Below are 22,751 nucleotides of genomic sequence, written 5' to 3'. Positions count from 1 at the left end.
CCCCAGCAACGTGCTAGCCGATCCGCTTGTAAAACAGGGTCGTGCCGCAATAACGCCCATCGGGAAACAGGGCGTAATCGGGAATGACGCCAACCCGCTGCCAGCCGAGACGGGGATAGATCGCCTCGGCATCACTGCCGGTGGCCGTATCCAGCACCAGAAGGGTACGGCCACGGGCAGCCGCTTCACGCTCCGCCTTATCCATGAGTTTGCGGGCGAGACCAAGTCCCCGCGCCTTGGGATGCACAAGAAGCTTCATCAGATCGCCGCGATGCGGCTGGTTGGGTTTGGAAGCAAGGCCGACCTGCACGGTGCCCACCACCCTGCCATCCACTTCCGCCACCACATGGATCGTGCCGCCCTCGCCCACGTTTTCCGCCACGGAGCGCCAAAAGGGTTCTGCATCCCGCGGGGAGAAGGGCAACATGAAGCCGACGGATGCGCCGCCATTCACGCACTCGGCAAGGACGTCGCAGAGTTCGGGCAGGACGTCGATGGTCTCTTGCCCGTTCAATACGCGGATGGTGGCCATATGAACTCCTCTGGGAATCAGCGCTGTCTTTGATCCAGCACGACGGCATAACGGGCGGGTTTTTGGGAAGGATTGTAAAAGACATGCCCTTCGCCCACCGGCATGAAAAGGCAATCTCCGGGTTCCATCAGGTGCACGATACCGCCGCTCGTCATTTCCAGAACACCTTCGAAAAGCCAGACATATTGCGTCATGCCCCGGCTTGCCGCGTGCGGCGGAAAACCGACACGCGCGCCTGCCGGAAATTCGACTTCAACGATATCGACATCGGACGCCACCCGTGGTGGGGAAATGGCGCGGCGGACATAACCGGTCTCCGGGTCTTTCCACAGCTGCTGGTCGCGTTTCTTCACCAGCGGGGAAACCGCCTCTTCGTTTTCCGCGAAGAAACCGGAGAGCGACAGGCCGAGTGCTGCGCAGATGCGCGCAAGCAGCGACGCGGTGGGGCTCGCCTCCCCTCGCTCGATGCGCGAAATCATGGCGCGACTGACGCCGGATTCGGAGGCGAGCCGTTCCAGCGTCAGGCCGCTTTCAGCCCGCAACACCTTGATCCGCTCGCCGATGGAGCGTTCTAGAATTCGATCTTCAGTTTCCATCATATGAAATTATTATTCTCACATGATGGAGTCAATATCCACGATAATGGAAATTATGGTTATCCTTCGTGGCGGACTCCGCGTGGCAAATGACGGTTCAGGCGCCGACCTGGCCGATCCAGTCGTTCAGATTATAGTAGTTTGTTACTCGGCTAACTTTCCCGTCCTTCAGGTCGAAGAAGGCGCCGGCCGGCAGCACGTATTTCTGACCGTTCGCTTCCGGCAAGCCCTCATCGGTTTTGAGATATTCCCCGTTCACGACGAATTCAGCGGATGCGCTTTTGCCGTCTTCGCTCGCCATGATCACCATGTTCGTGAGGTTTTCCCGGTAGCAGCGGTTCATATGATCCATGAAGGAGGCGAAGGCGGCCTTGCCGGTCTGGCGCTCGCCCTGATTGATGTCATGCACCACCTCATCGTGAAGCAGCGCCAGGAAGGCATTCATGTCCTGACGGTTGAAGGCATCGTAATAGGCGCGGATGGTCTCGGCAGCGGTCATTGTCTTCTCCGTTCATGCTTGCGCGGGTGTTCCATGACGGTATAACCAGTGCAACCGAGAGTGAAAATGCCCATGACCGTCGAAATCAAGTCTCTTTCCGGCATTGACGCCGCAGCCTATTTCGATGACCTCGCACGCCTGCGGATCAACGTCTTCCGTGCCTTCCCCTATCTCTATGACGGCACGCTGGATTATGAGCGCAAATATCTCGCGACCTATGCCGATACTGACGGCGCGGTGTTCGTGCTGGCGCTCGATGACGGGCGCGTTGTCGGTATGTCTACCGGCATGCCGATGATGGCGGAAACCGATGAGGTGAAGGCGCCCTTCCTCAAGGCAGGTTACGACCCGGACCGGATATTTTATTTCGGAGAAAGCGTGCTGCTGCCCGACTATCGCGGTCACGGGATAGGAGTGCGCTTCTTCGAGGAACGGGAGGCCCATGCAAAACGCCTGGGCTTCGACTGGTGCACCTTCTGCGCTGTCGAGCGGCCCGCTGATCATCCGCGCCGTCCGGCGGATTACGTGCCGCTGAATGCGTTCTGGGAAAAGCGGGGTTATCGCCACCATCCCGAATTGCGCACCAGCTTCACATGGCAGGACCTCGACGAGAGCAGTGAAAGCGCAAAACCGCTATCCTTCTGGATGAAGACCATTGCCGGAGATGCAAACGAATGACACGGTTAGCGGCCAGCCAATATGCCATCGAACTGATCGAGACATGGGAGGCCTATGCCGCGCATCTTTCCGCCATCGTCCGCGAGGCCAAGGAAAAGGGCGCGGAACTGCTGCTTCTGCCGGAATATTCGGCGATGGCGCTGACCGGGCAATTGCCACCCGATGCGCGCTCCGATCTGCACCGTTCCATTGAAGAGATACAGCCGCTCATCCCCTCCTGGGTGGAGCTTTGCGAAGAGTTGGCGCGGCAACATCAAATTCTGTTCCAGCCCGGCAGCGCGCCGGTGAAGGACCCGGACGGCAAGTTCCGCAACCGGGCGTGGCTGTTTGGCCCTGATGGCCTGATCGGTTATCAGGACAAGCAGATCATGACCCGCTTCGAGCGGGAGCAATGGAACATTCATGCCGGGGTCGAGGGTTTGAAAGCCTTCGAGACGAGCATCGGCAGACTCGGTATTTTGATCTGTTACGACAATGAGTTTCCAATGCTCGGCCGCAAGCTGGCAGAACTCGGAGTTGAACTGGTGCTCGCGCCCAGCTGCACCGACACTTTGGCCGGCGCTTACCGGGTGCGCATCGGCGCGCAGGCCCGGGCGCTGGAAAATCAATATGCCATTCTTTCCTCCCCCACCGCGGGCGAGGCTCCATGGTCTCCTGCCGTCGATGAAAATCGCGGGCGGGCGGCGCTTTACGTACCGTCCGACTACGGCATGCCGGCATCCGGCATCCTCGCGGAAAGCGAAAGCGATGCGGTGACGGAGAGCTCGATGCTGATCGCCGATATCGATCTTGCCACTGTGGCAAGGCTGCGTACCGAGGGACAGGTTGCCACCCGCCGCGACTGGCCAGAGCAATTTGCGGTCTGAAAGCCCATTTTAAAGGGCTTTTAACCAAATTCCCGCTTTGCGGCATGACAAGCCCCTGCTATAGCGCGGAACATGAGCACAAATTCGACCCGCACGCCCCTGGACCATATCCGCAACTTCTCGATCGTTGCCCACATCGATCACGGCAAATCGACGCTGGCCGACCGGTTGATCCAGTCGACGGGCGGCCTTGCCGAGCGCGACATGTCGGAACAGGTTCTCGATTCGATGGATATCGAGCGCGAGCGCGGCATCACCATCAAGGCCCAGACCGTACGCCTGCACTACAAGGCGAATAACGGCGAGACCTATGTGCTGAACCTCATCGACACGCCCGGTCACGTCGACTTTGCCTACGAAGTGTCCCGCTCGCTTTCGGCCTGCGAAGGTTCGCTGCTGGTGGTTGACGCATCGCAGGGCGTGGAAGCCCAGACGCTCGCCAACGTCTATCAGGCGATCGACAACAATCACGAGCTGGTCACGGTCTTGAACAAGATCGACCTGCCGGCGGCCGAACCAGAACGCATCAAGGAACAGATCGAGGAAGTGATCGGTATCGACGCCTCCGACGCCGTGATGATCTCGGCCAAGACCGGTCTTGGCATTCCCGATGTTCTGGAAGCCATCGTCAACCGTTTGCCGCCGCCGAAAAGCGATGTCGCCGAAAACGGGCCGCTGAAGGCACTGCTGGTCGACAGCTGGTACGACACCTATCTCGGCGTCATGGTTCTGGTGCGCGTCATCGACGGCGTGCTGAGCAAGGGCCAGCAGATCCGCATGATGGGCTCGGGCGCGAAATACGGCGTCGAGCGCGTTGGCGTACTTACCCCGAAGATGGTCAATGTCGACAGCCTCGGCCCCGGCGAGATCGGTTTCATCACCGCCTCGATCAAGGAAGTCGCCGACACCCGCGTTGGCGATACGATCACCGACGACAAGCGCCCGACGGCGCAGGCCCTGCCCGGCTTCAAGCCCGCGCAGCCCGTGGTGTTCTGCGGTCTCTTCCCGGTCGATGCGGCAGACTTCGAAGACCTGCGCGCGGCTGTCGGCAAACTTCGCCTCAACGACGCTTCCTTCTCCTTCGAAATGGAATCGTCAGCCGCCCTCGGTTTCGGTTTCCGCTGCGGCTTCCTCGGCCTGCTGCATCTCGAAATCATCCAGGAACGCCTTGAGCGCGAGTTCAATCTCGATCTCGTCGCCACCGCCCCTTCGGTTGTCTATGAAATGACGCTGACGGATGGCACGGAAAAGGAACTTCACAACCCGGCCGACATGCCGGACGTGGTGAAGATCAAGGAAATCCGCGAGCCGTGGATCAAGGCGACGATCCTGACGCCGGATGAATATCTCGGCGGCATCCTGAAGCTCTGTCAGGACCGGCGCGGCCTGCAGACGGAGTTGACCTATGTCGGCAACCGAGCAATGATCACCTATGAACTGCCGCTCAACGAAGTCGTGTTCGATTTCTATGACCGCCTGAAATCCATCTCCAAGGGTTACGCCTCGTTCGATTACAACATCATCGACTATCGCGAAGGCGATCTCGTCAAGATGTCGATCCTCGTCAATGGCGATCCTGTCGATGCCCTCTCCATGCTGGTGCACCGCTCTGCGGCCGACCGGCGCGGGCGCGGCATGTGCGAAAAGCTGAAGGAACTCATTCCGCCGCACATGTTCCAGATCCCGATCCAGGCCGCCATCGGTGGCAAGGTCATCGCCCGCGAAACCGTGCGCGCGCTGCGCAAGGACGTGACGGCGAAGTGTTACGGCGGTGACGCAACGCGCAAGCGCAAGCTTCTGGACAAGCAGAAGGAAGGCAAAAAGCGCATGCGCCAGTTCGGCAAGGTGGAAATTCCGCAGGAAGCCTTTATCGCCGCTCTGAAGATGAACGACGAATAAGCTAGGTTGTTTTTTTTCCGAGCCTTTGAATCTTAAAGTCCAGATAGTCCCGAATAAATTCGTAACGCGCTACCGTTGCTTTGCCTCGGTAGCGTATTCGTATCTCGTCACCACCATCATCGATTAAGTTCTCTTCGCTCCATCCTTCCGGCACCCGACTATCGCTATCAGGTAAATCACGCACAGGCGGCGAAATTGGTTTTTCGGGCGCATTACTGGCTTCTTGAACAACAACCTGCCCTATCTCCACCCCGGTTTTTTCACCTTCGAGGAAGACCCATAGACGCCCTTCGTACTCCTGAATTTTCTCAACGCGTTTTGGCTCTTTTAATTGAAATGCGCCGCCAATTTCTATCTGAACAAAGTCACCAACCTTAGCTTCGACATTAGTGTGATGTGAAGCTTCCTGTTGGTCGCTACTATCCGAACCTGCTTCGCTATTTACACCGGCAAACGACAAGGTCGCCCGATAAACACGAAGCACTTCATATGCAGCCTTATCGGTAAATACTCCTCCGTGCTCATGTCCCCTATCGGACGTGAGATAGTAAAGAGGAACGCTGTCATTCAGCCCGACAGCATCGCCAAAACGGGACCAAAGCTCAGAAAATATCGGTGGATTAAGCGCTGCTACCTTTAATCCTTGCCGCACTTTCTCTTGTGGGGCATGTGGATTTAGAATTCCTTGAGCAAGCGTGGACACGCGCATTTTCCGTGCTGGGCCGGAGACATTTTCGAGCAAACCATACTGCAGCAACGTAGCAAACGTTTGGATCGTCGCGCTGCTCGTTACCGGTTTTCCATATGCCTTCGCTAGAACCTCCCTTGGTTGCGGGTGGTCACGAACCTCTGTAAAAATTCGCTTCGTTCTTTCTATCGCCAGATCCAGCGATATGTAAGGATACGCAGGACTACGCTGTTGCGGCGCTAATTTCCCGTTTTCTTCATCAGCCATAACATTCCCCAAAACACTATCACGCATTATCGCGATAATTTTCATAGGCTACCCGAATATTTATTGCCAAGCAACCCGAATGATATTATCAAATGAAAGAGATCAGGAGAATCGCAATGATTAGAAGAGGGGCAGCCAACCACACCCAAGAGCACCGTCGCGGTTGGCAGTAACAAAAAGGGCCACAAAGCAGGTGGGCTGGTACCCGACCTGAAATGTGACCCATGGTGTCAGCGGACAAGCCCAAATCCGTTGGACGGAATAACTGGGAATGCCGATATCTGAAGCACTTAACACTTTTAGAATCGCATTTTCCGGTCTCCGTTTCAAGAGGGCATTCCGTCGTAGTCAGGAGAATATAATGACCAACGACAATATGCCGAGCTACACGCTCACTTTTGATGATGCCGTCCAGATTTGGCTTCGCCAATGGAAGGGTGAATTTCAGAACCGGATTGCAGCGAGTTTCGATGTCAATCCGGGTCGCGTTAATGATGTCCTTAAAGAGCGGAAACATGTCGGCAGCCGTGAAGCCGCGCTTTCCCGGCGTTCCGCGTGACGAAAGGTTCTGAACATGACGAATAAGCGTAATCAACACGTTGTTCCTCATCCCGATGGCTGGGCCGTAAAAGGTGCCGGTGCAGAAAGGGCGACGAGGGTGGTGGAAACTCAACGCGAAGCAATCAATATTGCCCGCGGGATCGCACAAAATCAGGCAACGGAAATGCTGATTCATGGAGAAAACGGTCGTATCCGCGAGCGTAACTCCTATGGCAATGATCCCTTTCCACCCAAGGGCTGACTGATCTTTTTGCTGGTGCTGGTGGCCTCCGTGGGCCACCAGCTTTATAAACTCCTTTGATTTTCATATTTCCGGGAACAGCATGGACCGGTGAGCCGCAGCGCCATCGCCCACCGCAAGGGCGACCGAGCCGGCCGGTCTTGCCACATCGCCACACGCGAAGATGCCGCGGGCGGTGGTCTGTTTCATCGGTCCGTCACGATGGTCGATCCCATTGGCCCCTCCTTCACCGCGCAGCCGAGTTTTTCGATATCGCCGCTCTGAAGATGAACGACGAATAAGCGGCAATCACTGCATCGCTATTGAAGGGAGGCACACAGCCTCCCTTTTGCGTTTGAAGGCCGATCCTCAAGCGTGCAGCTTCGCACCCTTGGTGATCTTGTCGACGATCTTCCTGTCGGCCCTCAGCGCCATGCCGACCACCTTGGCAGTGTCGGGAGAAAACTCCGAAAACACCTGGCGGTTGGCGGCATCGTGGCCGGTCGCGAACATTTCCTCGATGTAGAGCGATGTCGTGATGTCACGCTCGAGGGAACGCTGGTGGATTTTCCGCAACGCCTCCTGATCCGTGGCCATGACGACGATGGGCTGAATAGACAGGGGATTGTAGACGTTGCCTGCGCCATCGCGGTATGGTTCCCCGATGATCTCTCCGGTCTGGGCGACAATGCCGGACATGAGAAATGCGGTGACGTTCAGTTTTTGCCACACGGCAAGGTCATCACGAAGAATGACGGCGATCTTGGTATCAAACATGCGAACTCAATCTGGCTGTGGTTACGAAAGAGAAGCGATCCTAGCGCCTCGGGGCAGCAACGATCTTGAACGTTCGTGCAAATTCGAAGGGATCGTGCAGGCCCGCTCCAGCGAAGGCATAGAGCGCATAGACGCGCGCTTTCACGGCAATGCCTATGCACCACATCGCCATGATACCTATGCGCTCGGCGTCACGCTTTCCGGCGTACAGACCTTTTCCTATCGCGGCACGTCGCATTTCAGCATGCCGGGAAATGTCATCGTTCTGCATCCCGATGAAGTTCACGATGGTGGCGCGGGGACGGACGAAGGCCTGCACTATCGCATGCTCTACCTTCCACCGGAGAAAACGACGGAGGCGGGATGTAATACGCTGCCCTTTGCCCTAAGTGCCGTCATTGAGGACGAAGAGTTCCGCCAATGCCTGGCCGAGGCACTCGGCAATCTCGACGGCGAACCTGACAGTCTGCTTCTCACTGACTGGCAATCGCGGCTTTCGGATCTGCTCTGGAAACATTCGAACGGAAACGCCAGACCCATCAAGTGGATCGACCGCGCCGCCGTTCTGCGATGCCGGGACTATCTGCTGGAAAACAGCGCCAACACCGTTGTGTCGCAGGAGCTGGAACAGATAAGCGGGCTCGACCGCTTCACACTTTTCCGGCACTTTCGTTGCCTGTTCGGCACCAGCCCGCACCGTTATCTCATCATGCGCCGGCTGCAAAAATGCAAGGACATGATGCGCGCGGGTGCGAGCCTTGCCGAAACGGCGTTTGCCTGCGGTTTCGCGGACCAGGCGCATTTCACCCGGCATTTCAAAAATGCCTTCGGCATGCCCCCGGGCCGTTGGCTGAACCTCGTCTCACATTAGCGCATTTCCGGGAACAGGATAGACCGGTGAGCCGCAGCGCCCGCCATGGCACCATCGCCGACCGCAAGCGCTACCGAGCCGGCCGGTCTTGCCACATCGCCACAGGCGAAGATGCCGCGGGCGGTGGTCTGTTTCATTGGGTCCGTCACGATGGTCGATCCCATTGGCCCTTCCTCCACCGCGCAGCCGAGTTTTTCGATCCAATCCACAGTGATGCGCAATTTCGGCTGGGTGAAAAGCCCGGCCAGTGCGATGCTGCGGCCATCCGCCAGAACGACATCCGCATGCCGGGCAATCTCCCTGATGCTGGTTTTTTCCATCCGGACGCCGCGCGCTGCCAGCAGCGCATGCTGATCCGCATCCGGCTCGACTATGCCATTGGTAAAAAAGGTCGTCTCGCCCCAGTCGGGAAGCATCAACGCGTGGTGGATGGCCATTGGTGAAGCGGCGATGACGCCGATTTTTCCCTGATCGAGTTCATAGCCATGGCAATAAGGGCAATGAAAGACCGCAGAACCCCAGCGCTCCCTCAGCCCGGCAATCTCAGGAAGTTCATCGGTCACACCCATGGCGAGGATAAGCCGGCCCGCCGTCTCCCGGCGGCGGCCGTCGATCTCAACGACGAACTCGCCGAAAGAGCCCTTGGCGTCGGTCACCCTGCCCTCGACCCAATGTATCGTGGGGTAACGTTCGATCTGCTGGCGTGCCTCGGCGATAATCTCGCCCGGCGCCTTGCCATCCTGCCCGAGGAAACCGTGTGAATGGCTGGCGAAACGATTTCTGCGTTCGCCGGTATCCACGATCAGGATGTTCTTTCTGGCGCGACCAAGCTGCAGGGCGGCGGAAAGGCCGGCATAGCTGCCGCCGATAATGATGACGTCGAATTTCATGATGCACCCATTGTTCAGGGAACGAGGCGGAAGCGCCGTTCATTTTCATGAAACTTATATTGTTACATGAATTTTGAAGTCAATAGTCACGCAACTTATATTGTTACGTCACATCCAAACTGATAGCGTCCAGATAAATGGATGGGCTTGGCAATGAGACACGACACGCGCCTTTCTCGGGTGCTGCATATTCTGATCCATATGGAAAAACATGAGGGTGCCGCGACCTCCGAAAACATAGCGGCGATGCTGCAGACCAATCCCGTGGTGGTGCGCCGCACGATGGCTGGCCTACGGGAGCATGGTTACGTATCGTCGGAAAAAGGCCATGGCGGCGGGTGGGTGCTGGCACGGCCGCTCACCGAGATCACGCTGCTCGACATTTACCGGGCGCTTGGCGCACCGGAGCTGTTCTCGATCGGGCTGGCCGGCGACAATCCTAATTGCGTCATCGAACAGGCGGTCAATGCAGCACTTTTCGACGCCATGAACGAGGCGGAAAACATCCTGTTGTCCCGCTTTGGAAGCATAACGCTTTCGACGCTCGCAGAGGAGTCGATCAATCGTTGGTCGAAGCTTTCCAACTGCCCCTCCGCCATGGAGCAGCTTTAAGCGCGGTTGGCTTTTCACAAAGAAAAACCGCCTGCCGAAAAGCAGGCGGTTTTATGATATCAATCAACCCGTTAAGGCTGGGTCTGCGTGCCACCCGTATTCGGGCTTGCCGGTGCCGTGTTGTTCACGGGCGGCGTTGCCGGGGTAGTCGGAGCCATCGGCGCCGGTGCCTGATCCGTTGCCGCAGGCGGCGTGGTGGAGGACGTCGTTGCCGGATCGGTGGTCGGGCCGCTCATCTGCGACCAAGCGAAAACGCCGACCAGAACGACAACGATGATCGCCAACCACGGTACCCAGGACGACGACGTGCGGGCATGCGGTTCATTGCTGATATTCAGTTCCGGACGTAAATCGCGGTCCGGACGCGGGTTATTGGGATCGAATGTCATGGTGTTTCCTCCTCTTCATTCTGCGGAGAAAACGACGTTCACGGGATTTTGTTCCGATTTCCTTCAAATGCCGATAAATGGGTAAGGCCAGTCACTCATCGAAGGGCATCCGCGAGCACCGTCATGACCTGCGGGCCGACCATTTGCGACACGTTGAAACGCATGAAACCGGAAGCGTTCTGCGACGAGCTGAACACATTGCCGGGGGCCAGCACCACCTGCCGTGCAAGCGCCCGCTGCGCCACATCGGCGGCATCTATCCCTTCCGGCAGGCGGCACCACAGGAACATGCCCGCCTGCGGCTCGATCCACGGCATACATCCGATCGATCTCAGACGGGTTGCCGCCTCCGGCACCGCAGCCGCAAGACGCTGCCGGAGAGCCTCGACATGCTTGCGATAACTTCCATCCGTCAAAAGCGACAGGACAAGCGCCGCCGAAAAATGCGTTCCACCGAAAGCCGTGGCGATCTTGAGGTCGGTCAGGGCTTCCACCCATGCCTGGGGTGCCGCGATGAAACCGCATCGCACGGAGGCGGACAGCGTCTTGGAAAAGCTGCCGATCTGGACAACGCGGTTCAGACCATCAAAAGCCGCCAGCCGGGGAGCCGCCTGCGTTTCGAAATCGGCAAAAATATCATCCTCGATGATGGTCAGGCCCGCCTGTTCGGCCAGCATCAGCAGGCGATGGGCGGAAACGGCGGATAGTCTTGCGCCAGTCGGATTATGGATCGCGGAATTGGTGATATAAAGCCGCGGCTGGTGCTCTTTCAGCGCCTGCTCGAAAAGTGGCAGGTCGGGTCCAGCAGGTGTATAGGGCACCCCGACGATCTTCACCCGATGCGCTCGCAACAGGGCGTGGAAATTGAAGTAGCAGGGGTCGTCGACAACAACCGTATCCCGCGGCTGCAGCAGGAAACGGCAGAGAAGATCGATTGCCTGCGTGCCGGAATCGGTGAGCATGATCTGGCTCGCTCCTGCCTGTACACCGTGTTCGGCCAGCCGCCGTGACAGAAGCTGACGCAACGGCAACAGCCCCATCGGGCTGCCGTAATCCGTCAGCAAGGCGTCATCGGCACGGGCCAGCCCTCGCATCGCCCGCCGCAATCCCTCCTGTGGCATCCACGATGCCGGAAGCCAGCCGCAGCCGGGCTTGGCGAGAGCGGAACCGTCATCCAGCGCCTGTCGCGAAACCCACAAGGGGTCCACCGCCCTGTCGAGCCGCGGTTCGATATCGGCAAGCGAGAGCGGCGCAAGCGGACCGGCGACGAAAAAACCTGAGCCGGGGCGCGAGCTTATCGTACCATCCGCCACAAGCCGGTCATAAGCCTCGACAATGGTGGACGTGGAAAGCTGCATGGTCTTTGCCAGTGCCCGCACGGATGGCAGGCGCCCGCCCGGAACAAGGCTGCGCGAGGCGATGCGCTGGCGGATATTCGCCATCACTTTTTCGATGCGTGTGCCTGCCGTAACCTTCCCGTCCACATCCGTCCCTAACTGTACTGCTTTTAAGACCATAACAGTTTATTGATATTGTAGCGTATTGTCGCTGTTCCTGCCAGCCATTCCGGATCAAGAAAGGCAAAAGGCAGGAGACGATCATGGACAAGACGACAAGCGGTTGGCTGAACGGGCTGACGGGCGTGGTGATATTCAGCGGGTCTCTGCCCGCGACACGCCTTGCGGTAACGGGTTTCGACCCGGTGTTCCTGACCGCCGCCCGCGCCAGCATTGCGGGCCTGTTGGCGCTGGCGTTGCTGTTTCTGTTCAGGCAGAAGCGCCCGGCGCGCGGTGATCTGACATCGCTGATCATCGTCTCGATTGGGGTCGTGGTGGGTTTCCCGCTTTTGACCGCGCTCGCGCTGCGGCATGTCACCTCGGCGCATTCCATCATTTTTGTGGGGCTGCTGCCGCTTGCAACTGCAATCTTTGCGGTTATGCGCGGCGGAGAGCGCCCGCGCCCTGTCTTCTGGCTGTTCTCCTGCCTCGGCAGCGCGCTGGTGGCGGGTTTCTCCCTGTCGAATTCGTTCGCCGCCGGGATCGAGGCCTCGCTTGTCGGCGATCTTCTCATGCTCGGCGCAATCATCGTCTGCGGGCTCGGTTATGCGGAGGGCGCTGCCCTTTCGCGGAAGCTGGGCGGCTGGCAGGTCATTTCCTGGGCGCTGGTGCTTTCCCTGCCCGTGATGCTGCCGCTTGCCTTTTTTACCGGGCCGGAAACGCTTGGCGGCATAGACCCGCGGGCCTGGGGCGGCCTTGCCTATGTCTCGCTGTTCAGCATGCTGATCGGTTTCATTTTCTGGTATCGCGGGCTGGCGCTGGGCGGCATCGCTGCGGTGGGGCAGCTGCAACTGCTCCAGCCCTTCTTCGGGCTCGCGCTCGCCGCAACTCTGCTGCACGAAGAGGTGAGCCCGGCCATGATCAGCGTGACGCTGGTGGTGGTGCTGTGCGTTGCGGGCGCGCGAAAATTCGCGCGCTGATCATCAGCTCGAACGACGGTCGACCCAGCGATGCCAGGATTCCTCGCTGCCGTTGAAGACATTGAGATCGATGCGGCCGTCTACGCCATGCGACAGGCCGGAGCCGGAATATTGCCAGAATAGCCACTTGCGACCGGGATAGACCGCTGACGGGTGCTGAGCGACTGCACGCAGCCAGAAGGGATAATCCTGGAATTCGCCCTGGAGGTTGTCCTTGTAGAAATCGGGCGCCGTATAGATGATCGGCCGCTGACCATAATGGCGCTCGAGCTTGTCCATGAAGACACGCATCTTTTCCAGAACGCGTTCGCGGGAATGGCGCATTTTGCAGCTCGATTCGCCGTTATATTCCACGTCGATGACCGGCGGCAGCGCATCCGGATCGCGCGGCACGTTGCGAATGAACCAGTCCGCCTGTTCGCTGGCGTTGCGGCACCAATAAAAGAAGTGATAGGCGCCGCGGCGGATGCCTGCTTCCTTCGCGCGCTGCCAGTTGGTGCGGAACATCGGATCGAGATGATCGCCGCCATCCGTCGCCTTGATGAACGCGAAATTCGCACCGCGGGTGCGCAGCTGCGGCCAGTCTATATTCGCCTGCCAGCGGGACACATCCACCCCATGGACCTGGAAATGGCGTGGCTGAACCCGGCCGAAATTGATGGGCTTGGCATCGCTGAAACTGGAGCGGAAGATGCGGGAGCGGATCTGCGCGCCAGCGCTCGCCGCCGGAGCGGCAGCCATGGCCAATTGCACCGGGCGCTCCATCGGCCGTTCTGCCGGTCGCACCATTCCGGTCTGCGAAGGAACGGGCAGACGGATTTCAGGCGCATTCTGCGGCAGGGATGCCCTCGGCGTGACGGCGGAAAAGGCCTTGGGCTCATCCGGCACCGGCCCGCCCCACGCCAGGACTTCCTGCCGTGGCTGAGCCGTAATCGGCTGCGTGCCGACACTTGCCTGCGGCACCGGCGCCGATGGCTTGACCGAACTGGTGGTTTCCTTCGACGGCAAGCCAGCCATCAGGCTTTCCGGCCCGGAACTGGACGTGCAGCCGCCAAGCAGAAGGCAACCGAAGAGAAGTGCTGGTGCAGCCGATGAACGCATGAGAACCCGTACGCAAAACAAAATCGGGGGGCACTCAGACGCCACCCGCAGACCTCGAAAGACAAATGCTAACGGAAGATTATCAAAAAAGACTGAATCTTATCTTTACGCCGGCACCTGTCGATGCGCCCGTCATTTATGACAGGCGAAACGCTTCGAGTTCTCGCGCAAGGGCGGCGCTCAGGCCGTCATTGTGGTGAGATCGACGGTATCGGCACCGGCAAAGTTTCTCTTGATCGATTCGATCGCGTGGATAGCCGATGCCTTTGCCTTGTACCCTTCCGACGAAAACATCGTCTCGCCATTGGATGCCTTGAAGCGGAAGCGATATTCGCCGGCTTTGTCCTGATAGATTTCGAATTTATACATGATCTTTGCGCCTCTGTTGCAAATCGAAGTGAACCCGTCGCAATCTTGAGCAGAACCTGTTCAATTCGCAACCGAAAATCACCGCTGTCAGATCAGCCGAATCCAGGCGCGGGCTATTTCCAGACCGGCCATGTCGGCCATCTGCGCCCGCGTGCCACGGTGGTCACCGTAATTTTCCAGCCAGCCGGGCGACATTCTTTCGACGGAACCCGGAAATCTCCGACACCATTCGTCGACAACCTCGGTGGAAGCCTCGAAATGGAACTGGGTGCCATAGGCCGCCCGTCCGATACGAAAGGCCTGGTTTTGTGTCGCGGCATTGGTCGCAAGGCGCGTGGCATCGGGCGGAAGCGTAAAAGTGTCACAATGCCACTGAAAGATCGGGAAGTTCTGCTGCTGCCCGGCCAAAAGCGGATCGGATAAGCCCTCCGGCGTCAGGGACACATCCTGCCAGCCGAATTCCGGCGGGCCTGAGAGAATATTCTCTCCGCCATAGGCGCGCGCCAGCAACTGGCTGCCGAGGCAAACACCCATGACTGCCTTGCCCGCATCGCCGAAGGCCTTCATCAGAAGCGCCAGGTCCGGAAGATAGGGATAAAGCACATCATCTATCGCGTTCTGTTCGCCGCCCAGCACAACAAGCGCATCATGGTCGTCCGCATCTTCAGGAAGAGAATCGCCCGCATAGGCGCGGATGACGTGAATATCCGCCGCTGCCTCTCGCAGGGCGACGCCAATTTGCCCATGCGGCGTGCCCGCCATGTTTTCTATGATTGCTACGCGCATAAGACCTCTTGGCGACGACGACGGACTCAATCGGCAAAAATTGCCGATTGAGTCCAGCTTCACCACGGGAAAAAACGATTTTCAAGAGCGCGGTATCGTCTTTGAGGCGGTAGCGGACGGCGCGGCGTTTTAAGCCTCAGAATTCACGCGCCAGCTTGGCGTCGACCGAATGCCGGTTGCCGCCGCGCACGGCGAAGAACAGGAAAATCGCAGCCCAGAGAATCGATTTTTCCGCACCGCCCAGACCTTCCGCCTTTACGATGCCGTGAAAATAGACCGTGACCAAGAGCACGATCATGGCAGCGAAAGATGCTGGCCGCGTGAACAGGCCGATGGCGACAAGAATGCCGCCGAAAAATTCCGTGGCGGCAAGCAGCGGCGACCAGAAGACGCCAGGGTAAAAGCCAAGGCTCTCCACCATGCCGACGGCGCCGAGAGGATTGACGATCTTGCCAAACCCATGGGTAACAAGAAGAAGCCCGGCCGCGACGCGCAGAATGGTCTCCACCAGATCATGGGTCGAATTATAAAGCGGCGCGACCGCCGGAACGAAAAGACGCTGACGATTATTCTCGAACTGGGCCATAGGATCTCCACGTTTCAGCCTTCGACAGCTTCTCTGTTCGCAAAGCCATATGATAAGAACAAGCACGCGCCCGGTAAAAACATGAGTATTAAAGTTGACATTATCGTGAGCATATTGCGCTGAAGGAGATTTTGGGATGTCCGAGACAAAACCCCGCATAGCCATTCGCTACTGCACACAATGCAACTGGCTGCTGCGCGCAGGCTGGATGGCGCAGGAAATCCTGCAAACCTTCGCTTCTGATATCGGCGAAGTCAGTCTCATTCCTTCGACCGGCGGCCTGTTCGAGATCACAGTTGATGGGACGATCATATGGGAACGCAAACGCGATGGCGGTTTTCCCGGCCCAAAAGAACTCAAGCAGAGAATCCGTGACATCATCGATCCGGAGAGAGACCTCGGTCATGTCGACAGAACGAAGCACGAGGGCCTCGACACCTGACCAGGCGACATGTTTCAACAGCCCGGATTAAGTTTTTTCCCTTTAAAATCAATGATCGTCATAAAAGTTCAAAAAGTCTGTTGACACCGGGCGGCTGCCCTCGTACATCGCTCTCCGTCGCCCAGATGGCGGAATTGGTAGACGCGCCAGCTTCAGGTGCTGGTACTCGAAAGGGTGTGGAGGTTCGAGTCCTCTTCTGGGCACCATTCCATTTTTGATCTTAGCCAGATCAAATACTTATCCGAAAAAAAAAGCAACATATAGCCGACCGGCAAATGCCGGGAAGCATGTTGCTTTTTTCGTCTTTTTCACGTTCAGAAAAGCTGAAGACGAGCGACTTCCGTTTCCATCGGAAGGCCTGCTGTCATGTCAGAATGATGCAAAAAGTGCCCTGTCAGGGCTGAGCGTCCTTGTCGCCGCTATTTTGCGAATGCTGTTCGCAATTCGGCGTACAGGACAGCACCGTGCGCTCCGTCTGGCGGAATACACGAACCGTATTACCCTCGTCGATGGAGACGAGAATGCGCTCATCCACGATGGGATTGCCTTCGGCATCAAGAAGCACAAGATTGGTCGTGCCAAAACTGCGCCCGGTTAGAACGATGGTCGTTGCATCAGCGACCGTGGCATCAGCGACCTTGGAGTTTCCGACGATAACCTTGCTCACGGGACGGTCGAGGCGGAGAACGCGGGCGTGATTCATCGAAACGCGCAATATATCGTCCTGGGCAAAAACCGGCTGCGCCGCAGCCCCGAGGAAGACGGACAAGCCGACCATGATTTTCGCCAGTTTTCCGGATGACACGCGTTTGGCCCTTGCTTACTATCAGCACAGTTTATTGCGCCACAGAATGCGCGGTTTTAGTGAATGAAGCGTTAAATGGCACGAATCCGCAATGCGGATGATCGTCACGTGTAACGAGATGGTATTTTCATCACTCTTCAATCGCCTCAAAACTGAACATGTGCGTCTCCGTGAAACGGCACTTCTAAAAAAGAGAAAAGTGATAAGGCTTAAAATACACTTATTTATCCGCAAATATAAAAATGCAGAAAATACTTTTCATTTTTATTTACCAAGAGGAACTCATCCTTCCGTTTACTTTGAGTTAATCGTTTTTTTTAAGCGCTTGGAAATCGCTCGGCTGTAGTTTGAACGCAACCGAACAACGGAGAACAGTTGTCGGCGTGCTGAACCAAACAAGATTTAGGAGAGACCTCATGACCAAGATTTTCGCTCGTTTCCTCAAGGACGAATCCGGCGCGACCGCCATCGAATACGGCTTGATCGCTGCCCTCATTTCTGTCGCCATCATCGGCGGCGCTTCAACGCTCGGCGGCAAGCTCAAGGACACATTTACCTTTATTGGCAAGTCGTTCACGGACTCCAAGGCTTCGACCGGCGGCGTCTGATCATTGAAAAGCATCGTGCAGGTGACGACCCCACACAAGTGCGGACGTTGCCTGCATTTTCGCGTGGCCGGCAGCACTAGGTCAACGAAGGTAGGCTATTTATGATTGTCGCGGCAATTTTTCTTATTCTTCCGCTTTGCCTTTGTTTTGCTGCTTTAAATGACCTTTTCAGCATGACGATCCCTAACGTGATAACCGTCGTGCTTTTATTGTCTTTCGCTTTTATCGCTCCCTTCGCGGGAATGGATTTTCAGACATTTGGTTTGAGTTTAGCGGGCGGACTGATTGTATTTCTTGGCTGTTTCGCGCTTTTTGCCGCCAATGTCATGGGCGGAGGCGATGCTAAGCTCTTAACTGGAGCGGCAGTGTGGTACGGTTTCAACATTTCTCTGGTAGAGTTTCTACTTGCCGTAACACTGGTCGGCGGAGCATTAACAGTCGGCATCCTGCTTCTGCGATCTCGGTCACAGGAAATCATGGCTTTCGGAATTCCCATTCCCGATTCCCTGATGGTTGCGCAGAAAATTCCCTACGGAATTGGTATCGCGATTGCGGGGCTTCTAACCTATGGCGAAGCTCCTCTCGTCAAAGCAGCGATCGCCAGTATTTTATAATTTCAAAAACTCTTATTTTTATCCTGAGATTAGAAGTTTGTTAACCACATACTTCAGGACAATATTAACCATAAATATACCAATCACGCGCCATCCTAAGGGAAGAAGAATCTGATTCCCTCAAGGATCGAGCATGAAACCGTCGCGTATCGTCATTCTTTCCGTTGCCCTGGTGGCCGCCGGTCTTGCCGGCCTCGTCGCCATGCAGATTTCCGGCGCGAAGCAGGTCATCGAAAAAGCGGAAACGATTATCCAGAAAGAACCGACGGTCAACGTTCTCATCTCTTCCGTCAATCTGCCCGTCGGCAGCCGTCTGAACGACAGCTCCATGCGCTGGACACCCTGGCCACAGGGCAATGTGGTCGACAGTTTCATAACGCAAGCGAAAAGGCCCGACGCCATCACCGAGCTCGCGGGCACGGTCGTGCGGTTGCCCCTGTTCGAAGGTGAGCCGATCCGGCCGGAAAAAGTGGTCGATTCCAGCACCCGCATCATGTCTTCGCTTTTGCCCGCCGGCAAACGCGCCGTCGCTACCGAGATTTCCGTCTCGACCGGTGCGGGTGGCTTCGTACTGCCGAACGACCGGGTTGATGTCATCATGGTCCGCAAGGGCGAGAATGGTAACTTCCTGACCGAAAATGTTTTGAACAACGTCCGTGTTCTGGCGATCGACCAGCAGATCAAGGAAGGCGAAGACGGCATAGCAGCCGTGGTCGGTGCTACCGCGACGCTCGAACTGACCCCCGAACAGGCAAAGATCATAACCGTGGCGCAACAGATGGCGGACCGTCTCACGCTCGCCTTGCGTTCAGTCGCAGATGCGCAGGAAAACGATACGCTTTCGGCCGGCCATCTTCTCAGCGGAAGTTCCGGCCAGCCGGAAATTCAGGTGATCAAATCCGGCTCGATCGTGAAGAGCGGTCAAGGAGCCTCACAGTGACCGGGGGGCTCATGACAAAACGTTTCAAACACCATCTGCGCTCGTCGATGGCAGGCGGGCTTGCATTCTGCCTGGCTTTTTCAGGCGTTCCCGGCCAGCATTCTCCCGATTTCCTGCGCACCAGCGAGGCGGAAGCGCAAAGCGCAAGCATCGTTCGGATCACCGAAAGTGGCACGGGCATTCGTAAGCGCCTTAAACTCGGGCTGAATAAGGCGCTGGTCATCGACCTGCCGGAAGATGCGCATGACATTCTCGTTGCCGACCCGAGCCTTGCCGACGCTGTGACCCGGACATCGAGACGCATCTACCTTTTCGGGAAAATGGTGGGACAGACCAACATCTTCATTTTTGGTGACGGTGGTCGGGAAATCGTCAGCCTCGATCTCGAGGTTGAGCGCGACATTTCGGGGCTGGAGGCGAATATCCGCCGCTTTATTCCCGAGTCGGACATCAAGGTGGAAATCGTCTCGGACAACATCGTTCTCACGGGATCGGTGCGCACGCCGCAGGATTCCGCACGCGCGGTGCAACTTGCCGACGCCTTTCTGAAGGGCGGCGAGGCCACCACACGCAACATATCGCTCACGGGCGGCAACAATGGCGGCGATGCGGCAATTTTTGCCGAGCGCCGGCAGGTATCGCAAATCGTGAACATGCTGACGATCGAAGGCGAGGATCAGGTAACGCTGAAAGTCACTGTCGCGGAAGTCAGCAGGCAGGTTCTGAAGCAGCTCGGATTTAACGGCTCGATCAGCAGTTCGACAAGCGGGAATGGTTTCGAATTTGCGAATCCATCCAATCTGGGCAATGCGATTGACGGCGCATCCAGAATTGCCAGCGGTGCGATAGGCTCGGGCTCCCTCAGATTTGCTTCCTATCTCAATGCCATGGAGCAGGCCGGCGTCATGCGCACATTGGCAGAGCCGAGCCTGACTGCTATTTCCGGAGAGCAGGCGAAGTTCTATGTCGGAGGCGATTTCAGGCTTGCCGCAGAACAGGAAGTCGACATCGACAAGGAAACCGGACGGCCGACGATTACACGAACGACTAATACGGTCGACTATGGCATCACTTTGAACTTCAAGCCTGTCGTGCTTTCGCCCGGCCGCATCAGTCTCAAGATTGAGACCAATGTTTCCGAGCCTACCTATGAAGGCAACGTTGTAACCGGAAATGGGGGTCGAACGATCCCAGGCTCAACCTTCATGTCGGTGCGCAAGCGCGAGACCTCCACGACGGTTGAGCTTCCTTCGGGCGGATCGATCGTGATTGCGGGTCTTGTTCAGGACAATGTGCGGCAGGCGATGTCCGGGCTTCCCGGCATGTCAAAAATCCCGATCTTTGGCACGCTTTTCCGCAGCAAGGAGTTCCTGCGCAACGAAACGGAACTTGTCATCATCGCGACGCCCTATCTGGTGCGGCCCGTTGCCCGCAACCAGATCGCCCGGCCGGATGACAACTTCAACCCGGAAAACGATGCGGCGATGTATTTCATGAACCGCGTCAACAAGGTCTATGGCCGCAAGGATCAGGTTCAGGCGGCTCCCTATCAGGGATCAGTGGGGTTCATCTACAAATGACGACGCGCGCACCCAGTTCCCTCTCCACAGCGAGCCCGATCCGGGCAGGAAACGTCATGCAGGAAAACTCTTCCGCCTTTTCCCTCCATTTGCCCGGAAGAAGGGCCGGCCTCCTCGCCGTGGCTGCGCTAGCTGCCGGCCTGCTGCAGGGCTGCGCGCGCGACCCGATGACCACCAATGCCATTCCCGACGATTATCGCACGCGCCACCCTATTACCCTGTCGGAAGCCGAGCATTCGCTTGATATTCCGGTTTCTGCCGGCGACAGCCGCTTGACCACGGCCATGGCAGACAATGTCCGTGGCTTTGCCCAGAATTATGCGTCAATGTCGACGGGTATCGTCAACATTCAGATGCCTTCGGGATCGCCCAATTCCGCAACGGCAGCGAGAATGGCGAAACAGATTCGCTCCACGCTTTCCGGCGCGGGTGTGGCTCAAGGCAAGATCATGGAAACGCGCTATGCCGCTTCTCCGAATGGCGACTCCGCTCCCATCCGCCTGAGCTATGTCGCCGTTACCGCGATGACCGGCCAATGCGGCCAGTGGCCTGAGGATCTTTCGGACAATACCTTCGCAAACAAGAACTGGTACAACTTCGGATGCGCCTCACAGAGCAATCTCGCAGCGCAGATCGCCAATCCCATGGATCTGGTCGGCCCGCGCGGCATGAGCCCAATTGATGCCGAACGCCGGGCGGTGGTTATCGATACCTATCGCAGCGGTACTTCAACAGCACCGACAAACTGATGCAGGTCCACCATTTCTCACGGCAGGAAAAACGATGAGCGCTGTAGAATACGACATCAAGCCAAGCGGTGGCGCGGAAGCCGAGCCGCCGCTGCGCGCTTCGGATATGGATCGCCTGCGGCCCCTGCCCCGTATCTCCATCCACGCCTTCTGCGTCAGCGACGCTATGCAGGCCGTCATGGAAGCTCTGTCGAGCGACAGGCGCATGAGCAGGGTTACCCTGCGGGTGACCAAGGGTGATATCAATGCGGCGGCGACGATGTTTTCCGCATCGCCCACACCCAATCTCATCATTCTCGAAACGGCTAGCTCGACTGCATCACTGCTGAACGATCTCGCGCCGCTGGCGGAAGTGTGTGATCCCTCCACCCGCGTCATCATTATCGGCCGGCACAACGACATCACGCTTTATCGCGATCTCATCCGCAACGGCATTTCCGAATATCTCGTTGCACCGGTCAACATGGCCGATCTGCTCGGTTCGATCGCCGCGATCTTCGTCGATCCGGAGGCCGAACCGCTCGGCCGCAACATCGCCTTCATCGGCGCCAAAGGCGGCGTGGGTTCCTCCACCATCGCGCATAATTGCGCTTTCGGCATTTCTAGCCTCTTCTCCACGGAAACCATTCTGGCGGATATGGATCTTGCCTATGGAACGGCCAATATCGATTTCGATCAGGATCCCGCACAGGGCATGGCTGAAGCTGTCTTTTCACCGGAGCGACTGGACGAGGTTTTTCTCGACCGCCTTCTGACGAAATGTTCCGACCACCTGTCGCTCCTGGCAGCACCGTCTCTTCTCGACAGGACCTATGATCTCGATCGTCAGGCGTTTCTGCCGATCCTCGAGGTCTTGCAGCGAAGCGCACCCGTTGCTGTTCTCGATCTTCCCCACCAATGGTGCGACTGGACCCGGGCAGTCCTTGCGGAAGCCGACGAGGTGGTCATTACGGCGGTTCCCGATCTTGCCAATCTGCGCAACACGAAGAACCTCTTTGATGCGCTGATCAAGCTCAGACCCAATGATAAGTTACCGCATCTCGTTCTCAATCAGGTCGGCATGCCGAAACGTCCGGAAATTATGCCGGCGGATTTTCTTGAGCCCTTGGAAATCGAGCCGGCCGCGATCATCCCCTTCGACGCACAATTGTTCGGAAATGCCGCCAATAGCGGCCGTATGATCAGCGAGATGGACGAAAAATCCCAGACTGCGGAAACCTTCTCGCAGATCGCACACACCATCACAGGCCGCTCCGTGATGCGCAAAAACCGGCGCGGCGGTCTGGAAAAACTGAAGAATATTCTCAAGCGCAAGTAGGCCTTCTGCCTGCGCCCTTAGACGGAAAAGCC

28 protein-coding genes, 1 tRNA gene and 1 pseudogene are annotated in these 22,751 nt (G+C 57.4%); 16 read left to right on the top strand and 14 right to left on the bottom strand.

Annotated features, from left to right (window positions below):
• Nucleotides 1-13: 13 nt before the first annotated feature.
• From GSF67_RS14550 to GSF67_RS14540, 3 genes are all read right to left on the bottom strand, one after another.
• On the bottom strand, nt 14-532 hold the full coding sequence (locus GSF67_RS14550; RefSeq protein ID WP_006310093.1) for a GNAT family N-acetyltransferase: 519 nt from the start codon (nt 530-532) through the stop codon (nt 14-16).
• 17 nt (nt 533-549) lie between these two features.
• On the bottom strand, nt 550-1,131 hold the full coding sequence (locus GSF67_RS14545) for a helix-turn-helix transcriptional regulator (RefSeq protein WP_006310092.1): 582 nt from the start codon (nt 1,129-1,131) through the stop codon (nt 550-552).
• 94 nt (nt 1,132-1,225) lie between these two features.
• Nucleotides 1,226-1,627, bottom strand: a complete 402-nt coding sequence (locus GSF67_RS14540; RefSeq protein WP_006310091.1) for a ketosteroid isomerase-related protein — start codon at nt 1,625-1,627, stop codon at nt 1,226-1,228.
• 72 nt (nt 1,628-1,699) lie between these two features.
• Between GSF67_RS14540 and GSF67_RS14535 the strand changes: the two genes are divergently transcribed.
• From GSF67_RS14535 to lepA, 3 genes are all read left to right on the top strand, one after another.
• On the top strand, nt 1,700-2,305 hold the full coding sequence (locus GSF67_RS14535) for a GNAT family N-acetyltransferase (RefSeq protein WP_006310090.1): 606 nt from the start codon (nt 1,700-1,702) through the stop codon (nt 2,303-2,305).
• A complete protein-coding gene (locus GSF67_RS14530) occupies nt 2,302-3,171 on the top strand; it encodes a carbon-nitrogen hydrolase family protein (protein ID WP_006310089.1) in 870 nt (289 codons plus the stop codon). Before GSF67_RS14535 ends, GSF67_RS14530 begins: the two co-directional genes overlap by 4 nt.
• 72 nt (nt 3,172-3,243) lie before the next feature.
• Nucleotides 3,244-5,070, top strand: coding sequence for a translation elongation factor 4 (lepA, locus tag GSF67_RS14525; protein WP_006310088.1), 1,827 nt, complete (start codon nt 3,244-3,246; stop codon nt 5,068-5,070).
• A gap of 1 nt (nt 5,071) precedes the next feature.
• Here the strand turns inward: lepA and GSF67_RS14520 are convergent, their stop codons facing one another.
• Nucleotides 5,072-6,070 carry a hypothetical protein gene (locus GSF67_RS14520; protein ID WP_006310087.1) on the bottom strand — a complete coding sequence of 333 codons (999 nt, stop codon included), beginning with the start codon at nt 6,068-6,070 and terminating at the stop codon, nt 5,072-5,074.
• 316 nt (nt 6,071-6,386) lie between these two features.
• Here GSF67_RS14520 and GSF67_RS14515 point away from each other — a divergent pair, with 316 nt between their 5' ends.
• A complete protein-coding gene (locus GSF67_RS14515; protein WP_006310086.1) occupies nt 6,387-6,584 on the top strand; it encodes a hypothetical protein in 198 nt (65 codons plus the stop codon).
• A gap of 15 nt (nt 6,585-6,599) precedes the next feature.
• Nucleotides 6,600-6,827, top strand: a complete 228-nt coding sequence (locus GSF67_RS14510) for a DUF2188 domain-containing protein (RefSeq protein ID WP_006310085.1) — start codon at nt 6,600-6,602, stop codon at nt 6,825-6,827.
• Nucleotides 6,828-6,890: 63 nt separating this feature from the next.
• On the opposite strand, the pseudogene GSF67_RS14505 reads toward GSF67_RS14510, so the two are convergent.
• Both GSF67_RS14505 and GSF67_RS14500 read right to left on the bottom strand, forming a co-directional pair.
• A pseudogene (locus tag GSF67_RS14505) lies at nt 6,891-7,081 on the bottom strand (thioredoxin reductase); the annotation flags it as partial.
• 94 nt (nt 7,082-7,175) lie between these two features.
• Nucleotides 7,176-7,583: a DUF2000 family protein gene (locus GSF67_RS14500; protein WP_006310083.1), complete on the bottom strand. Its 408-nt coding sequence runs from the start codon at nt 7,581-7,583 to the stop codon at nt 7,176-7,178.
• Between the two features lie 94 nt (nt 7,584-7,677).
• On the opposite strand from GSF67_RS14500, the gene GSF67_RS14495 reads away from it, so the two are divergent.
• Nucleotides 7,678-8,454: an AraC family transcriptional regulator gene (locus GSF67_RS14495; protein ID WP_006310082.1), complete on the top strand. Its 777-nt coding sequence runs from the start codon at nt 7,678-7,680 to the stop codon at nt 8,452-8,454.
• Here the strand turns inward: GSF67_RS14495 and GSF67_RS14490 are convergent.
• On the bottom strand, nt 8,451-9,344 hold the full coding sequence (locus GSF67_RS14490; protein WP_006310081.1) for an NAD(P)/FAD-dependent oxidoreductase: 894 nt from the start codon (nt 9,342-9,344) through the stop codon (nt 8,451-8,453). The two genes, GSF67_RS14495 and GSF67_RS14490, sit on opposite strands and share 4 nt — an antisense overlap.
• 153 nt (nt 9,345-9,497) lie before the next feature.
• On the opposite strand from GSF67_RS14490, the gene GSF67_RS14485 reads away from it, so the two are divergent.
• Nucleotides 9,498-9,956: an Rrf2 family transcriptional regulator gene (locus GSF67_RS14485; protein WP_006310080.1), complete on the top strand. Its 459-nt coding sequence runs from the start codon at nt 9,498-9,500 to the stop codon at nt 9,954-9,956.
• Nucleotides 9,957-10,027: 71 nt separating this feature from the next.
• On the opposite strand, the gene GSF67_RS14480 is transcribed toward GSF67_RS14485, so the two are convergent.
• A complete protein-coding gene (locus GSF67_RS14480; RefSeq protein ID WP_006310079.1) occupies nt 10,028-10,345 on the bottom strand; it encodes a hypothetical protein in 318 nt (105 codons plus the stop codon).
• Nucleotides 10,346-10,440: 95 nt separating this feature from the next.
• Nucleotides 10,441-11,862 carry a PLP-dependent aminotransferase family protein gene (locus GSF67_RS14475; protein WP_083815609.1) on the bottom strand — a complete coding sequence of 474 codons (1,422 nt, stop codon included), beginning with the start codon at nt 11,860-11,862 and terminating at the stop codon, nt 10,441-10,443.
• Nucleotides 11,863-11,945: 83 nt separating this feature from the next.
• On the opposite strand from GSF67_RS14475, the gene GSF67_RS14470 reads away from it, so the two are divergent.
• Nucleotides 11,946-12,821 carry a DMT family transporter gene (locus GSF67_RS14470; RefSeq protein ID WP_006310077.1) on the top strand — a complete coding sequence of 292 codons (876 nt, stop codon included), beginning with the start codon at nt 11,946-11,948 and terminating at the stop codon, nt 12,819-12,821.
• A 3-nt stretch (nt 12,822-12,824) separates the two neighbouring features.
• Here the strand turns inward: GSF67_RS14470 and GSF67_RS14465 are convergent, their stop codons facing one another.
• From GSF67_RS14465 to GSF67_RS14450, 4 genes are all read right to left on the bottom strand, one after another.
• Nucleotides 12,825-13,922, bottom strand: coding sequence for a GH25 family lysozyme (locus GSF67_RS14465; protein ID WP_006310076.1), 1,098 nt, complete (start codon nt 13,920-13,922; stop codon nt 12,825-12,827).
• 180 nt (nt 13,923-14,102) lie between these two features.
• Complete coding sequence (locus GSF67_RS14460) at nt 14,103-14,291, bottom strand: YegP family protein (protein ID WP_006310075.1); 189 nt, start codon at nt 14,289-14,291, stop codon at nt 14,103-14,105.
• A gap of 87 nt (nt 14,292-14,378) precedes the next feature.
• Nucleotides 14,379-15,077: a GMP synthase gene (locus GSF67_RS14455; RefSeq protein WP_006310073.1), complete on the bottom strand. Its 699-nt coding sequence runs from the start codon at nt 15,075-15,077 to the stop codon at nt 14,379-14,381.
• A gap of 136 nt (nt 15,078-15,213) precedes the next feature.
• Nucleotides 15,214-15,663 (bottom strand): DoxX family protein, encoded by a 450-nt coding sequence (locus GSF67_RS14450; protein ID WP_006310072.1) that lies wholly within the window; start codon nt 15,661-15,663, stop codon nt 15,214-15,216.
• Between the two features lie 136 nt (nt 15,664-15,799).
• Here GSF67_RS14450 and GSF67_RS14445 point away from each other — a divergent pair, with 136 nt between their 5' ends.
• Nucleotides 15,800-16,105, top strand: a complete 306-nt coding sequence (locus GSF67_RS14445) for a SelT/SelW/SelH family protein (RefSeq protein WP_006310071.1) — start codon at nt 15,800-15,802, stop codon at nt 16,103-16,105.
• Nucleotides 16,106-16,224: 119 nt separating this feature from the next.
• Nucleotides 16,225-16,311: transfer RNA gene (locus GSF67_RS14440), tRNA-Leu, on the top strand.
• Nucleotides 16,312-16,499: 188 nt separating this feature from the next.
• On the opposite strand, the gene GSF67_RS14435 is transcribed toward GSF67_RS14440, so the two are convergent.
• On the bottom strand, nt 16,500-16,883 hold the full coding sequence (locus GSF67_RS14435; protein WP_010970742.1) for a pilus assembly protein N-terminal domain-containing protein: 384 nt from the start codon (nt 16,881-16,883) through the stop codon (nt 16,500-16,502).
• Nucleotides 16,884-17,326: 443 nt separating this feature from the next.
• Between GSF67_RS14435 and GSF67_RS14430 the strand changes: the two genes are divergently transcribed.
• The 6 genes from GSF67_RS14430 (at nt 17,327) to GSF67_RS14405 (ending at nt 22,719) form a co-directional block, all read left to right on the top strand.
• Nucleotides 17,327-17,518 carry a Flp family type IVb pilin gene (locus GSF67_RS14430; RefSeq protein ID WP_006310069.1) on the top strand — a complete coding sequence of 64 codons (192 nt, stop codon included), beginning with the start codon at nt 17,327-17,329 and terminating at the stop codon, nt 17,516-17,518.
• Nucleotides 17,519-17,619: 101 nt separating this feature from the next.
• On the top strand, nt 17,620-18,132 hold the full coding sequence (locus GSF67_RS14425) for a prepilin peptidase (protein ID WP_006310068.1): 513 nt from the start codon (nt 17,620-17,622) through the stop codon (nt 18,130-18,132).
• Between the two features lie 133 nt (nt 18,133-18,265).
• Complete coding sequence (cpaB, locus tag GSF67_RS14420; protein ID WP_006310067.1) at nt 18,266-19,072, top strand: Flp pilus assembly protein CpaB; 807 nt, start codon at nt 18,266-18,268, stop codon at nt 19,070-19,072.
• Complete coding sequence (locus GSF67_RS14415; protein ID WP_006310066.1) at nt 19,069-20,652, top strand: type II and III secretion system protein family protein; 1,584 nt, start codon at nt 19,069-19,071, stop codon at nt 20,650-20,652. Before cpaB ends, GSF67_RS14415 begins: the two co-directional genes overlap by 4 nt.
• 56 nt (nt 20,653-20,708) lie before the next feature.
• Nucleotides 20,709-21,401, top strand: a complete 693-nt coding sequence (locus tag GSF67_RS14410; protein ID WP_006310065.1) for a CpaD family pilus assembly protein — start codon at nt 20,709-20,711, stop codon at nt 21,399-21,401.
• A gap of 34 nt (nt 21,402-21,435) precedes the next feature.
• On the top strand, nt 21,436-22,719 hold the full coding sequence (locus GSF67_RS14405; protein WP_006310064.1) for a CpaE family protein: 1,284 nt from the start codon (nt 21,436-21,438) through the stop codon (nt 22,717-22,719).
• Nucleotides 22,720-22,751: the final 32 nt, after the last annotated feature.

The organism is Agrobacterium sp. CGMCC 11546, assembly GCF_013365515.1.
GTDB classification, from domain to species: domain Bacteria; phylum Pseudomonadota; class Alphaproteobacteria; order Rhizobiales; family Rhizobiaceae; genus Agrobacterium; species Agrobacterium fabrum.
Note: the sequence above shows the minus strand (reverse complement) of the source record. Positions and strands in the feature narration are given on the sequence as shown.

Excerpts from the sequence above, each read along its gene's own strand:
- GSF67_RS14550 (WP_006310093.1), bottom strand. The coding sequence starts at position 532 with ATGGCCACCATCCGCGTATTGAACGGGCAAGAGACCATCGACGTCCTG.
- GSF67_RS14545 (WP_006310092.1), bottom strand. The coding sequence starts at position 1,131 with ATGATGGAAACTGAAGATCGAATTCTAGAACGCTCCATCGGCGAGCGG.
- GSF67_RS14540 (WP_006310091.1), bottom strand. The coding sequence starts at position 1,627 with ATGACCGCTGCCGAGACCATCCGCGCCTATTACGATGCCTTCAACCGT.
- GSF67_RS14535 (WP_006310090.1), top strand. The coding sequence starts at position 1,700 with ATGACCGTCGAAATCAAGTCTCTTTCCGGCATTGACGCCGCAGCCTAT.
- GSF67_RS14530 (WP_006310089.1), top strand. The coding sequence starts at position 2,302 with ATGACACGGTTAGCGGCCAGCCAATATGCCATCGAACTGATCGAGACA.
- lepA (WP_006310088.1), top strand. The coding sequence starts at position 3,244 with ATGAGCACAAATTCGACCCGCACGCCCCTGGACCATATCCGCAACTTC.
- GSF67_RS14520 (WP_006310087.1), bottom strand. The coding sequence starts at position 6,070 with ATGAAAATTATCGCGATAATGCGTGATAGTGTTTTGGGGAATGTTATG.
- GSF67_RS14515 (WP_006310086.1), top strand. The coding sequence starts at position 6,387 with ATGACCAACGACAATATGCCGAGCTACACGCTCACTTTTGATGATGCC.
- GSF67_RS14510 (WP_006310085.1), top strand. The coding sequence starts at position 6,600 with ATGACGAATAAGCGTAATCAACACGTTGTTCCTCATCCCGATGGCTGG.
- GSF67_RS14500 (WP_006310083.1), bottom strand. The coding sequence starts at position 7,583 with ATGTTTGATACCAAGATCGCCGTCATTCTTCGTGATGACCTTGCCGTG.
- GSF67_RS14490 (WP_006310081.1), bottom strand. The coding sequence starts at position 9,344 with ATGAAATTCGACGTCATCATTATCGGCGGCAGCTATGCCGGCCTTTCC.
- GSF67_RS14485 (WP_006310080.1), top strand. The coding sequence starts at position 9,498 with ATGAGACACGACACGCGCCTTTCTCGGGTGCTGCATATTCTGATCCAT.
- GSF67_RS14480 (WP_006310079.1), bottom strand. The coding sequence starts at position 10,345 with ATGACATTCGATCCCAATAACCCGCGTCCGGACCGCGATTTACGTCCG.
- GSF67_RS14475 (WP_083815609.1), bottom strand. The coding sequence starts at position 11,862 with ATGGTCTTAAAAGCAGTACAGTTAGGGACGGATGTGGACGGGAAGGTT.
- GSF67_RS14470 (WP_006310077.1), top strand. The coding sequence starts at position 11,946 with ATGGACAAGACGACAAGCGGTTGGCTGAACGGGCTGACGGGCGTGGTG.
- GSF67_RS14465 (WP_006310076.1), bottom strand. The coding sequence starts at position 13,922 with ATGCGTTCATCGGCTGCACCAGCACTTCTCTTCGGTTGCCTTCTGCTT.
- GSF67_RS14460 (WP_006310075.1), bottom strand. The coding sequence starts at position 14,291 with ATGTATAAATTCGAAATCTATCAGGACAAAGCCGGCGAATATCGCTTC.
- GSF67_RS14455 (WP_006310073.1), bottom strand. The coding sequence starts at position 15,077 with ATGCGCGTAGCAATCATAGAAAACATGGCGGGCACGCCGCATGGGCAA.
- GSF67_RS14450 (WP_006310072.1), bottom strand. The coding sequence starts at position 15,663 with ATGGCCCAGTTCGAGAATAATCGTCAGCGTCTTTTCGTTCCGGCGGTC.
- GSF67_RS14445 (WP_006310071.1), top strand. The coding sequence starts at position 15,800 with ATGTCCGAGACAAAACCCCGCATAGCCATTCGCTACTGCACACAATGC.
- GSF67_RS14435 (WP_010970742.1), bottom strand. The coding sequence starts at position 16,883 with ATGGTCGGCTTGTCCGTCTTCCTCGGGGCTGCGGCGCAGCCGGTTTTT.
- GSF67_RS14430 (WP_006310069.1), top strand. The coding sequence starts at position 17,327 with ATGACCAAGATTTTCGCTCGTTTCCTCAAGGACGAATCCGGCGCGACC.
- GSF67_RS14425 (WP_006310068.1), top strand. The coding sequence starts at position 17,620 with ATGATTGTCGCGGCAATTTTTCTTATTCTTCCGCTTTGCCTTTGTTTT.
- cpaB (WP_006310067.1), top strand. The coding sequence starts at position 18,266 with ATGAAACCGTCGCGTATCGTCATTCTTTCCGTTGCCCTGGTGGCCGCC.
- GSF67_RS14410 (WP_006310065.1), top strand. The coding sequence starts at position 20,709 with ATGCAGGAAAACTCTTCCGCCTTTTCCCTCCATTTGCCCGGAAGAAGG.
- GSF67_RS14405 (WP_006310064.1), top strand. The coding sequence starts at position 21,436 with ATGAGCGCTGTAGAATACGACATCAAGCCAAGCGGTGGCGCGGAAGCC.